Origin of the sequence: Ferdinandcohnia sp. QZ13 (assembly GCF_031324165.1) — a bacterium.
In the GTDB taxonomy this organism is placed as follows: domain Bacteria; phylum Bacillota; class Bacilli; order Bacillales; family Bacillaceae_L; genus Ferdinandcohnia.
The window spans coordinates 503,734-516,952 of sequence record NZ_JAVIVW010000015.1; the positions used below are offsets into that span (position 1 = coordinate 503,734).

Here is a 13,219-nt window from a genome sequence, read left to right on the forward strand (position 1 = left end):
ACTACATACGTTCCGGTACTCAAAGCCGCGCCGCCTCGAACTTTCGACGCACAGGACGTGCTAGTGTCGACAATGCCACAGGATGTGGCGTTTTTGTCGACGCGGTCCTTTCCATCCTCCTTTTTGAACACTAACTTTATGTCACAATATTAACACACGAAATTCGTGTTTACAAGTTGACCAAAAAGGGTTTTGTTCGCTATTTTCGAACATTTAACGACAAATACAAGTCGTTCAATTGTGCTTTACTAACTTCGCTTGGCGCATCTGTTAAGAGATCACTTGCACTAGCTGTTTTAGGGAAAGCAATCGTGTCACGAAGATTGGTTCTTCCTGCTAAAAGCATCACAAGTCTGTCTAGTCCTAAGGCAATACCACCATGTGGTGGTGTTCCATATTCAAAAGCTTCTAATAAGAATCCAAATTGCTCGTTTGCTTCCTCTTCTGTAAATCCTAAAACTTTGAACATCTTCTCTTGGATGTCACGTTCAAAAATACGAAGCGAGCCTCCACCTAACTCATAACCATTTAATACAAGGTCATATGCTTGTGCCTTTACTTCCCAAGGCTTGCTCTCTAATTGCTCGATATCTTCTCTAGCTGGCATTGTAAACGGGTGGTGAGCAGCATAATAACGTCCATCTTCCTCATCAAACTCAAACAGTGGCCAATCAGTCACCCATAGGAAATTAAACTTAGACTCAGCAATTAACTCAAGCTCTTTTCCAAGTTTTAATCTGAGTGCTCCTAATGCATCTGCTACAACCTTTGGTTTATCCGCTACAAAGAAGAGTAGGTCTCCCGCTGAAGCATCTAAAACTGCTCTTAAAGCCTTTTGCTCTTCTACATCAAAGAACTTAGCGATCGGACCTTTTAATTCATTCTCTTCAACCTTTAACCATGCAAGACCTTTAGCGCCGTATCGATTCACATATTCTGTGAGACCATCGATGTCTTTACGCGTGTATTTATCAGCAGCACCCTTTGCATTGATTGCTTTTACTTGTCCACCGGTTGCCACAGCATTGCTGAATACTTTAAATCCACTGTCTTTGACAACTTCGGAGAGGTTGATTAATTCCATTTCAAAACGAGTATCAGGTTTATCAGAACCATAACGGTTCATTGCATCTTCATATGTTAATCGTGATAATGGAAGCTCGATGTCCATTCCTTTTACATCCTTCATAAGCTTTTTCATCATTTGCTCTGCCATGGCTATGATGTCTTCCTGACTCATGAATGACGTTTCAATATCGATTTGTGTGAATTCTGGTTGTCTGTCAGCACGTAGGTCCTCATCTCTAAAACAGCGTGCAATTTGGTAATAGCGGTCAAATCCACTCACCATCAAGAGTTGTTTAAAAATTTGTGGTGATTGTGGCAGTGCGTAAAACTCACCTGGATGTACACGGCTTGGTACAAGATAGTCACGAGCTCCCTCAGGTGTGCTTTTTGTTAAAATGGGTGTTTCGATATCTAGGAACCCTTCACCGTCAAGATATTCACGAATTGATTTTGTGACATTATGACGCATTTTAAACGTTTCAAACATAGCCGGTCTGCGAAGATCTAAATAACGGTATTTTAAACGTAAATCCTCTGAAACTTCTGTGCGGTCTTCAATCATAAATGGAGGAGTTTTTGCTTCGTTTATGATTTTGACATCAGTCGCTTTTATTTCGATTTTTCCAGTTGTAATATTGTTGTTTATTGTTGCTTCATCACGAGCCACTACAGTTCCTTCGACATGCAAGACATATTCACTTCTTACAGTCTCAGCAATTTCTAACGCTTCTTTTGATTCTTCAGGATTAAATACAATTTGGACAATTCCAGTTCTGTCTCGTAGGTCTATAAAAATGAGCCCACCTAGGTCTCTTCTTCGTTGAACCCAACCTTTTAATGATACTTTTTCGCCAATGGCTTGCTCGGTGACTTCACCGCAATAATATGTTCTTCCAAACATGTTTCCCACTCCTAGTGACTTTTTTCAACTATATATGCAATAAATTGTTCAATTTGGACTTCTTCTTGATTTCCAGTTTCCATGTTTTTCACGTTAATCACGTTTCTTTCTAATTCTTCATCGCCTAAAATGGCAACAAACTTAGCCTGTAATCTATCAGCTGCTTTAAATTGACCTTTTACTTTTTTATATAAATAGTCTTTCTCAGCAACTAAGCCAGCTTTTCTAAGTTCATTTACTAATAAAACAGATTTTGCAGACGCTGCATCCCCGATTGCAGCAATATAGCAGTCCACTTGCTCTTCAATTGGTAATTCGATTCCTTCTGCTTGTAAGGCTGCTAAAAGTCTTTCAATACTTAAAGCAAATCCAATACCTGGTGTTTCAGGTCCGCCAAGTCCTTCTACTAATCCATTGTAGCGTCCCCCACCACATAGAGTCGTAATTGCTCCAAATCCTTCTGCATCACTCATAATTTCAAATGCTGTATGGTTATAGTAATCCAATCCCCTTACTAGACCTGAATCCACTTCAAAATCAATCTGTAATTCTGTTAAGTAGGATTTTACTTTATCGAAATACACACTTGAGTCCTCGTTTAAGTATTCGAGAATAGATGGTGCAGACTGCATTAATTCGTGGTCACGGTCCTTTTTGCAATCAAGGATACGCATTGGATTTTTCTCAAGTCTTGATTTACAGTCTGAACAAAATTCATCTATTCTAGGAGAAAAATGTGCGATTAGTGCATCACGATGAGCCCTTCTACTAGATACATCTCCTAAGCTGTTTATTACAAGTTTTAGTTTTTTCAATCCAAGTGATTTGTAGATTTCCATTGCGAGTGCGATGACTTCCGCATCAATAGCAGGGTCATTGCTTCCTAATGCCTCGACACCAAATTGAACGAATTGACGGAAACGTCCAGCTTGTGGTCGTTCATAACGGAACATTGGTCCACAATAATATAGCTTTGTTGGCTGTGCTGGGTTCCCATACATTTTATTTTCCACATATGAGCGAACAACAGCTGCAGTGCCCTCTGGTCGAAGTGTTAAGCTACGTTCACCACGATCTTCAAAGGTGTACATTTCTTTTGTCACGATGTCTGTTGTTTCACCAACACTTCGTAAAAATAGTTCTGTATGTTCAAAGATCGGTGTCCGGATTTCTTTGTAATTAAATCTTTTGCAAATATCACGAGCTTTTTCCTCGATATATTGCCATTTCTCCACATTACCTGGAAGAATGTCTTGCGTTCCCCTAGGAATATTAACCATTTATTACTCCTCCTTACTTTTAACAAAATCAAATACGCCTTGACGTATTTACGCCCAGATTTTTTAAGCCCACACGAGGTGGATCACAAAGACGTTGCCACAGGAAGTGGCATCCTTAGTCTTTGGTCTAGTGCTCGAAAAGTTTCCTTTGAAAATCTGTGGCATCCACCGGAGGCTTTTATTTTATTAAGTTATAACTGAATAAAATAAAAAAGCTCCCATCCCTACAATTTCTTGTAGGGACGAGAGCTTGGATTCCCGTGGTGCCACCCTAGTTAAGACTAATTATTCTCTACTTATTTAGAGACGATTGTCTAGTCTTCACTCTGTCAGTTAACGCCTGAAACGTTCAACTCCTACTAGAGCATTTGCTTTTTCAGAGAGAAACCTACGAGGTGTTCATTCAATAAGTCATCATGTAGGAATGCTCTCAGCCTATGACATTCCCTCTCTATTCATGTGTAGTCTTATCTACTTTTCCCCATCACTGGTTCTAGTTTATTCATTTTTGTAGAATTTTATATAATCATACGTATGAACTCGGTTCATGTCAAGTTTTAGCGATCATTTTTTTAAAAATAATAATTTATATCAAGAACGATGTAATTGTTTTTTTAGGTTTCTAACATCTCTAACCGAAACCCCAAATTCACTCGCTAATTCAACATACGTTGATGACTGCTCTTTTTGAATAAAATCGTGAAAATCCACTCCGAATACATTTCCACCTGTATTTTGAATGTTATTGCTTTTTTCGCTAAATCTCATCCTATTCGCCCCTTATACTTGATAAGTTATATCTTTCCCTTTTTTTAGATTTTCTTTCTAAAAAAACAGGAATATTTTTATTTATGGCGAATTCTTATAAAGCTATGTTTTTTTACTCAAGGAGGCTTTTAAGTGTTACACAAGATTTTAAAATTGGGACTAGCGTTCCTACTCGCGATTATTTTTTCAGTTACAACAACCCCTGGCAAACTCACAAAGGCTGAAACTATCGCAGTCATTAATACTCCTGTTTTGAATGTAAGAGAAGGTCCTGGTCTTTCCTACGGAAGAGCAGCTCAGGTCAAACAAGGAGAAAAGTATACAATCATTGATAGGAACAATGAATGGGTTAAACTACAGCTTTCTTCTGGAAAAACAGGCTGGGTTGCATCATGGCTCATAAAAGAAAACCAATCAACCTCATCACCAACCACTTCATCATCAACCGTTGTATCAACCGTAGACGGACTTAGATTTCGAAGTGGTCCAGGAACAAGTTTCCAAGTAATTGGCTCGTTAAATAAAGGAAACGAGGCCAAGTTTCTTGAGGCAAATGAGAATTGGTCTAAAATTTCATTTAATGGACATAATGGTTGGGTTTCCTCCCAATTTATCACTGCAAAGCAGTCATCTGGTTCAACGAATTCGAATTCAAACTCAAGTTCAAATTCAACTACCTCTAAAAAAACCGGAACAATTACTGCTTCTATCTTAAATGTTCGGGATCAACCTAATTTGCAAGGTAGAATCATTGGAAAGTTAAAACAAAATGCTAATGTTACGATTACCAATGAGAGAGAAGTATGGTTAGAAATTGTATTTGGAGGAAGCTCTGCTTGGATACATAGGGATTTCGTTGCAGGTATTTCTTCAACAGAGGAAAAACCCTCTCAACCAGCTGCACCACAAACTCCAACAAACCAGGGTAAAATTGGAGTTGTTACAGCATCTAGCTTAAATGTTCGAGACAGTGGTTCCCTTTCAGGTAAAGTTATCGGTAGCCTAAAGCAAGGGAATAAGGTAACAATTGAAGAGGAAGTAAATAATTGGAGCCATATTACATTATCAAACGGTACGAATGGTTGGGTTGCCAGCTGGTATTTAGACATTCAGTTAGATACACCAACTACCGAAAAACCAAGCTCAGGAAAAACCGCTGTAAAGATCCTTTATAATGGCACAAATATTCGTTCAGGTTCATCTACTTCACATTCAGTAGTTGCTCGGGGGAACGAAGGCGATTCTTTTGCGATGGTGGCTAAGGAAGGGGATTGGTATAAAATAAATCTCCCCGGAAATAAAATTGGCTATGTCGCTGGTTGGCTTGTTTCAGTGAATGGAACAGAAGACATTGTAGAACGACCAGGTGTCAATCAATATTTAAAAGGAAAAACAATCGTCATCGATCCTGGTCATGGTGGTAATGATAGTGGCGCTATTGGAGTAAGTGGCACCTATGAGAAAACGTTAAACTTGCGTACTGCAAGAATGGTTGTTGATAAACTAAATGCTTCTGGTGCAAATGTCGTAATGACACGTAACAGTGATAATTATGTTAGCTTACGTTCGAGGGTCAGTATCTCTCATTATCGGAATGCTGATGCCTTTGTGAGCATCCACTATGATAGTACTTATGACCGTAATGTACGGGGAGTAACATCCTATTATTATAAAAATATTGATGTTGGACTTGCTTCAACACTCCAATCAGAAATAGTTAAGAATACTGGTTTCAAAAATAGACAGCATCGTCAAGGCAATTATCAAGTTTTACGGGAAAACCGAAATCCATCAGTCTTATTGGAATTAGGGTTTATTAGTAATCCGACAGAAGAATATACCGTAAGTACAAATACTTTCCAAGAAAATGTTTCAAATGGAATTTATTATGGACTTGCTCAATACTTTAAAGGAAAGTAGATTTCCACATAAAAATGCCTCAAAGCAAATAGCTTTTGAGGCATTTTTATGGCTCTATAATATTTGTTGGGGTTTAGAAAAAATTTGTGTGCATAAAAAAACACGCAAACTCTTCATTCTTTTATACTTGAATTGACTAGAAACAAGTGTAAAGAATGGAGTTGCGTGCAATATGGATTTTACCATGATTATTCCTGGATTAAAAGGGTCTATCCTAACCAATGTTGAAGAAGTCGGTGAAGTAGTGCGACTGTATGTTGAAATGGAACGAAAAGTAAACCGGTGCCCCAAATGTAATCAAAGAACGAATAAGGTTCATGACTATCGTGTACAAAAAATTCAACACTTAAAGTGGTTTGAAAGAAAAACTCAAATCTTTTATAAGCGTAGACGTTATGTCTGTGAGTGTGGAAAACGTTTTTCGGAGAAAAACCCTTTTGTCATGCGTTATCAGCGTACTTCAATAGAGTGGAATCAAGCAATATCGATAAAAGCGATTAAAGGAAAAACGTTCAAGGAAACGGCCGAGATCTATGGATGTTCTCCTTCAACCATCATACGTAGATTCGATCAAATATCCCGAAGCGAAATTCGTCCTGTGGAAGAGCTACCAAATGTTATAGCCATTGATGAATACAAAGGTGATACCCGGGAAGGGAAATATCAGTTAATCATTGCGGATGGGATTACAAAAGAACCGATTGATATTTTACCAAATCGCTATAAACGTACGATTAAGGACTACTTGAGAAAGCATGGATCTGGGGTTCAAATAGTCATAATGGATATGAATCATTCCTTTAAAGCAGCCGTTCAAGAGGCATTGGGTAAACCCGTTATTGTAGCTGATAGGTTTCATTTTTGTCGTTACATTTATTGGGGGCTTGATGGAGTAAGACGCCGAATACAAAATGAGTTTCATGGATACGACCGAAAAAAGTGTAAACGTATGAAACATGTATTTCATAAAGATAGCCAGCGCTTAACTAAGGATGAACGTTGGCATTTAGAGCGATACTTGGAAATGTCTAATGAACTCAGAAGAGCATATGAAATCAAAGAGGCTTATCGTTCTTGGTTTTTACGGGCCAAAGTAAATGGAAAAAGCCAGATTAGTTTGGTTAAAAAAGAATTAGAAGAATTATATAAGTTTATTGAGGATTCAAAGATACCTGAGATGATTAAAGCCATAAAGACCATACAAAATTGGCAAGTTGAAGTATTAAATAGCTTTGCCTATGAATATTCAAATGGATTTCTAGAGGGAATTAATAATTCCACCAAAGTTTTAAAGCGAAATGCTTATGGATTTAGAGTGTTTGAACGCTTTAGGGCTAAAATTTTATTAACACACAAGTATAAAAGAATAGGGGTACATATTGGTTAACCAAGTTGGGGGCATTCTCCTCAATAAAAAATGATGAATGGTACCATCCATCATTTTTTATTGAGGCCACCAAGCGAAGCGCGGTAGCCTAAAACCCCAACATTTGACTTAGAACCATTTTTATTATCCAGCACAAGCGCCTTGCGCTAATTTTTTTTACTCTCAATAATTAATGTGACTGGTCCAACATTTGTAAATTGGACGTCCATCATCGCACCGAATGAACCTGTTTCGACATTTATACATTTTTCACGAAGCTCCGCATTAAAAAGATTGTACATCTTTTCGGCGTATTCAGGTTTTGCGGCATCCATAAAATTGGGACGTCGTCCTTTTCGGCAATCCCCGTATAATGTAAATTGTGAGACGGAAAGAATATCTCCTTTTACATCTAGTAGTGATAAATTCATTTTCCCTTTATCATCCTCAAAAATGCGAAGATTGACCACCTTGTCTGCCACATATTTTATATCCTCGATTGTATCTGTATGTGTGATTCCGACCAAAAGCATTAACCCATTTTTGATGGAACCCACTTCTTCATTTTGAACGATTACACGTGCATCCCTTGCACGCTGTACGATGACTTTCATGACAAATCCCTTTCTTAACTCATTACACGGCGAACAGAATATATGTCCCGAATTTGTTTAATCCGCTCCACAACTTTATGAAGATGACTGACATTTTGAATAGAAATGGACATATTTATTGTTGCCATTTTATTACGGTCCGATCTTCCTGACACAGCCGAAATGTTTGTCTTTGTCTCATTTACTGCTTGAAGCACTTCATTCAATAAACCTCGACGATCAAATCCGTTTATTTCAATTTCCACATTAAACTCTTTACGATCATTTAGATTACTTTCCCATTCAACCTCAATTAAGCGCTGTTGAGCATCCTTTGTATGGACATTTTGGCAATCTGCACGATGAACGGAAACACCTCTGCCTTTTGTAATAAAACCGACAATTTCATCTCCTGGAACCGGGTTACAGCATTTCGATAAGCGGATTAATAAATTGTCAATTCCTTGAACTTGTACACCAGAATCACGTCTTTTTGAACGATTAGGTATTTGCTTTACCTCTGATATTGTTTCAGCCACTTGTTCAAGGTCTCGTTGCTTCCGAAGTTTATCGGTTAAACGATTGGCGATTTGGGCAGCAGTAATTCCGTTATATCCGATTGCGGCATACATGTCTTCTTCGTTTGTAAAATTGAATTTCTCAGCAACCCTTTTGATATTTTCAGGTGTTAAAATTTCTTTCACTTCAAATTCAAGATTGCGGATCTCTTTTTCAACAAGTTCTTTACCTTTTTCAATATTTTCTTCACGACGTTGCTTTTTAAAGAACTGACGAATTTTGTTTTTTGCCTGGGATGTTTGAGCCAGTTTAATCCAGTCCTGACTTGGACCATAGGAATGCTTCGATGTTAAGATCTCTATGATATCCCCTGTTTTTAGTTTATAATCCAAGGTTACCATTTTTCCATTTACTTTGGCACCAATTGTTTTATTTCCAATTTCAGAGTGAATTCGGTAGGCAAAATCAATAGGAACAGAGCCGGATGGAAGCTCCATAACGTCTCCCTTCGGTGTAAAGACGAAGACCATATCGGAAAACAAATCAATTTTTAAAGACTCCATGAATTCTTCTGCATTTGATGCATCGTTTTGCCATTCCAAAATTTCACGGAACCATGTTAATTTTTCTTCAAAAGAAGATTGTTGATTTACTTGTTTGCCTTCTTTATATGCCCAATGCGCTGCAATCCCATATTCTGCAATCTGATGCATCTCAACTGTTCGTATTTGTACCTCAAGTGGGTCCCCCTTCGGACCGATTACAGTTGTGTGAAGAGACTGATACATATTGGGCTTCGGCATTGCAATATAGTCTTTGAATCGACCTGGCATTGGCTTCCAGCAAGTATGAATGATTCCTAGAACCGCATAACAGTCCTTTATACTATTTACGACAATTCGAACTGCAAGCAGATCATAGATTTCATTAAATTGCTTATTTTGAAGAACCATTTTTCGATATATACTGTAAATATGCTTTGGTCGCCCGGAAATTTCTGCTTTTATTGAAACCTCTTCGACATGTTGCTTAACTTCTCTAATAACTTCGTCAAGATACTCCTCACGTTCTGCACGTTTCTTTTTCATCAGGTTGACGATACGATAATACTGCTGAGGGTTTAAATAACGTAAGGCTGTATCTTCAAGCTCCCATTTAATCGTTGAAATACCTAGTCGGTGTGCCAATGGAGCAAAAATTTCAAGCGTCTCATTAGAAATACGGCGTTGCTTTTCTGGTGGGAGATGCTTAAGCGTTCGCATGTTGTGCAAACGGTCTGCTAGCTTGATTAAAATCACCCGAATGTCCTGAGCCATAGCTACGAACATTTTTCGATGATTTTCAGCCTGTTGCTCTTCCTGCGACTTGTATTTAATTTTCCCCAGTTTTGTGACTCCATCAACGAGCATAGCTACCTCAGGAGTAAACTCATCACTAATTTCTTGAAGAGTGACATTCGTATCCTCCACAACATCGTGTAAAAAGCCGCCAGCAATTGTATAAGGGTCCATTTCAAGATCCACTAATATACCCGCTACTTGTACTGGGTGGATGATGTAGGGTTCACCTGATTTACGAAATTGCTCTTTATGAGCTTCCTCTGCAAATTTATAAGCACGTTTAATAAACTCGATATCATTATCGTTCAAATATACTTTTGCCTTTTCTATCACTTGCTCAGGAGTTAGGACCTGTTCGTTTGCCATAGATTTTATCACCTTTTTAGAAATTAAAGATTCAAAGAAAGAATTCTTTGAATCATTTTTTACATATAATTTAGGTTATTGTTACTATTATCTTGAAAATCTCGAAAGTTGTAAAGGGAAATAACAGAAATATTGCATATAGAGCTTAAAAATTCTTATTTTACGAGTAAAAACTAAAAACTCTACTAAAAAAAGCACTCAAAAGTGAGCGCTTTTTAATAAAAATTAATACTGCATGAGAGTTAAAACATCATAGCCATCTAACTTTTTACGTCCATCTAAGTAAGTTAGTTCGATTAGGAATGCAATCCCCGCTACAATGCCACCAAGTTGTTCAACTAAATTTATGGTTGCTTCTATTGTTCCACCAGTTGCTAACAGATCATCTGTGATTAATACACGTTGACCTGGTTTAATCGCATCTTTATGAATGGTCAGAACATCTTTTCCGTACTCTAGCCCGTATTCTACTTTAATGACGTCTCTAGGTAGCTTGCCTTCTTTTCTAACGGGAGCAAAGCCGACACCATGTGAGTATGCGACAGGACAACCAATAATGAAGCCACGTGCTTCTGGTCCAACGACAAGATCAATTTCTTTTTCTCTAGCATATTTTACAATTTGATCTGTAGCATATTTATATGCTTCACCGTCATTCATTAAAGGTGTAATATCCTTAAATTTAATTCCTGGCTTTGGATAGTCATCCACAATCTCGATAAATTTTTCTAAATCCATTATTTAATTGCCTCCTCAAGCGAATGCGAACCTTGATTTATCGCATCAAACCAATGCTTTAATTGTTGATATGATGAATACAATAATTGCTTTTCTAATTCAATTCTCTTTGCTTTCAATTGATATGTTCTTGATTCAGTCAAATCCCTTTTCTGAGCTTGATTTGATAAAGATATAAATCCATTGTTTATTTTAACAAAATCTAAATCAAAAAACACCTGTGACATAAAATCAATTGTTTCAGTTGACCATCCTCTATATTTTGCTAAATCATGGGCATAGCGATTCATATCAAACGGACCTTTTTTTGCAAGAAATGCATAAAACCATTTAAAATGCTCTCGTGTTGGGATTGTGCTGAAAAAATGATCCTGCTCATGGAAAAATAAAGTATAAATGCGATTTGGAAAGCTTTTCTCAAATAAGACCTTGATCCATTCAGCTTCCTCAGGTAAATCTAGAAGAACAACATGTTTTGAATCTAATTGAATCTCAGTTGCTTCTTCAAGCGATGAAACAATACTAAATTCAAGATTTGATAATTGAAGCTTATCTATTGTCAATTCCGAGAATGCAATTAAATGGAGTTTGTCATCCCGTAATTTTTCTATATAGGAGGAAAAATCACGCATGCCCCGTATATCAAATAATTGCCATTCATTAACAGCTATATCCTGAAGCATAATTTGCGGCTTTCGGCTATTGTTCCATTCATTTATGGATAGCTCTCCAATTACCGACACCTTTGATAATGGTGAAATTCCATCACAGGTATGTCCTAAACCAAAACCAACTCCATCAAGTGTATGTGGTTCATCCTGAAGAACGATTTTTAAATGGCTCTGATCTGCACCAATTCGGCGAATTGTATTGACCCCAACATCATTAATTTGCACGATTGGTTTTGGATTTCCCATTCCATATGGTGCTAATTTGTTCATTTCAATAATAGATTCAATTGAAATATCATCAATACTACAAATCGCATCAACGGATGTAACTGGTTGAAAATCTTCTGGTGTTAATACTTCATTCGCAATCACATTCAGACGATTCCTAAGGTCATTTACATCGTCCACTTTAAGGGTCATTCCGGCAGCCATTGGATGTCCACCAAAATGCGGTAAAATATCACGACATGTCGATAGACTCTCATAAAGGTTAAAGCCTGCAATACTTCTTGCAGAGCCCTTTGCCAATCCTTTTTCAGAATCAATGCTTAAGACAATCGTAGGCCGATAGAAACGATCAACTAATCTTGAAGCAACAATTCCAATAACACCGGAGTTCCAACCTTCTTTTGCTATGACCAACACGGAATTTGAAGAAGGTGGAAAATTTTCTTCAACCTCTTGAATGGCTTCTTGTGTCATTTGATTAACCAATTGCTGTCTTTCTTTATTTAGTTCATCAATTTCATCGGCAATATATGAGGCTTCCTCGGGATCAGTTGTCATTAATAAATCAACTGCGGGATCAGCTGATTGCAGACGACCAACTGCATTAATCCTTGGTCCAATTGCAAATCCAACTGTTTCCTCAGAAATATCATTGTTTTCGATTTTTGCTTTTTTTAATAATGCCTTTAACCCTGGTCGACCAGTATTTTGTAAGGCTCTTATTCCCTTTTTGGCTAGGAGACGATTTTCTCCATGTAAAGGAACTAAGTCTGCAATTGTCCCAATTACAGCCACATCTAATAAATCAGTAGGGACTTCACCACGTAAAGCATGTGCAACTTTAAAAGCAACCCCAACCCCTGCCAATTCTTTAAACGGATACTGACTATTAGGTTTTTTCGGGTGAATAATTGCCATTGCAACTGGTAGTTCAGGACCAACTTCATGGTGATCTGTAATAATTAAATCAATTCCTAATTCTTTTGCAACCTCCGCTTCATGCAGAGCTGAAATTCCTGTATCTACAGTAATAATTAGCGAAAATCCTTCTGATTTTGCCCATCGAAAAGCTGTTTCATTCGGTCCATAGCCTTCTGTGAATCGATTTGGAATATAAAAATCAACATGTGCACCTTTTTCTTTTAAGGCAGTAACCATAACGGTCGTACTGCTAACACCATCGGCATCATAATCACCAAACACCAAAATTCGTTCGTCATTTTCAATGGCTTTCATAATCCTCTCGATCGCAATATCCATTTGATCAAGTAAAAATGGGTCATGGAACTCAAGATGTTCTGGTTCTAAAAATTCACGTGCTGATTCGACGGTTGTAAGCCCTCTATTCACAAGTAGGGATGCTACTAGAGGTGTAACCTGTAGTTCTTTAACTAGTAGATTTGTATATATCTGGTTGTATTCATTTACCTTCCAACGAGTTTTAGATTGTAACAAAAGCTT

The 13,219-nt window shown here is 37.6% G+C and carries 9 protein-coding genes and 1 other annotated feature; of the genes, 2 read left to right on the forward strand and 7 right to left on the reverse strand.

All coding sequences use genetic code 11. The annotated features are described in order from the left end of the window. Nucleotides 1-199: 199 nt before the first annotated feature. The 3 genes from aspS to RGU12_RS16270 form a co-directional block, all read right to left on the reverse strand. Complete coding sequence (gene aspS, locus RGU12_RS16260; RefSeq protein ID WP_309536993.1) at nucleotides 200-1,969, reverse strand: aspartate--tRNA ligase; 1,770 nt, start codon at nucleotides 1,967-1,969, stop codon at nucleotides 200-202. A gap of 11 nt (nucleotides 1,970-1,980) precedes the next feature. Beyond that, nucleotides 1,981-3,249, reverse strand: a complete 1,269-nt coding sequence (gene hisS / locus RGU12_RS16265; RefSeq protein ID WP_309536994.1) for a histidine--tRNA ligase — start codon at nucleotides 3,247-3,249, stop codon at nucleotides 1,981-1,983. A 235-nt stretch (nucleotides 3,250-3,484) separates the two neighbouring features. Continuing rightward, nucleotides 3,485-3,746: a binding site (T-box leader), on the reverse strand. 94 nt (nucleotides 3,747-3,840) lie between these two features. Further along, a complete protein-coding gene (locus RGU12_RS16270; protein ID WP_189655176.1) occupies nucleotides 3,841-4,017 on the reverse strand; it encodes a hypothetical protein in 177 nt (58 codons plus the stop codon). Nucleotides 4,018-4,149: 132 nt separating this feature from the next. Between RGU12_RS16270 and RGU12_RS16275 the strand changes: the two genes are divergently transcribed. Both RGU12_RS16275 and RGU12_RS16280 read left to right on the forward strand, forming a co-directional pair. Continuing rightward, nucleotides 4,150-5,937, forward strand: coding sequence for an N-acetylmuramoyl-L-alanine amidase family protein (locus RGU12_RS16275; RefSeq protein ID WP_309536995.1), 1,788 nt, complete (start codon nucleotides 4,150-4,152; stop codon nucleotides 5,935-5,937). Nucleotides 5,938-6,109: 172 nt separating this feature from the next. Then, nucleotides 6,110-7,324, forward strand: coding sequence for an ISL3 family transposase (locus tag RGU12_RS16280; protein ID WP_309536996.1), 1,215 nt, complete (start codon nucleotides 6,110-6,112; stop codon nucleotides 7,322-7,324). Between the two features lie 146 nt (nucleotides 7,325-7,470). On the opposite strand, the gene dtd is transcribed toward RGU12_RS16280, so the two are convergent. From dtd to recJ, 4 genes are all read right to left on the reverse strand, one after another. Continuing rightward, nucleotides 7,471-7,917 (reverse strand): D-aminoacyl-tRNA deacylase, encoded by a 447-nt coding sequence (dtd, locus tag RGU12_RS16285; protein ID WP_309536997.1) that lies wholly within the window; start codon nucleotides 7,915-7,917, stop codon nucleotides 7,471-7,473. A gap of 14 nt (nucleotides 7,918-7,931) precedes the next feature. Continuing rightward, nucleotides 7,932-10,121, reverse strand: a complete 2,190-nt coding sequence (locus tag RGU12_RS16290) for a RelA/SpoT family protein (protein WP_309536998.1) — start codon at nucleotides 10,119-10,121, stop codon at nucleotides 7,932-7,934. A gap of 225 nt (nucleotides 10,122-10,346) precedes the next feature. Beyond that, nucleotides 10,347-10,859 carry an adenine phosphoribosyltransferase gene (locus RGU12_RS16295; protein ID WP_309536999.1) on the reverse strand — a complete coding sequence of 171 codons (513 nt, stop codon included), beginning with the start codon at nucleotides 10,857-10,859 and terminating at the stop codon, nucleotides 10,347-10,349. Next, the gene (recJ, locus tag RGU12_RS16300; RefSeq protein WP_309537000.1) at nucleotides 10,859-13,213 is read right to left on the reverse strand and encodes a single-stranded-DNA-specific exonuclease RecJ; all 2,355 of its coding nucleotides are present in this window, start codon (nucleotides 13,211-13,213) and stop codon (nucleotides 10,859-10,861) included. The genes RGU12_RS16295 and recJ overlap by 1 nt, the downstream gene beginning before the upstream one ends. Nucleotides 13,214-13,219 lie beyond the last annotated feature (6 nt).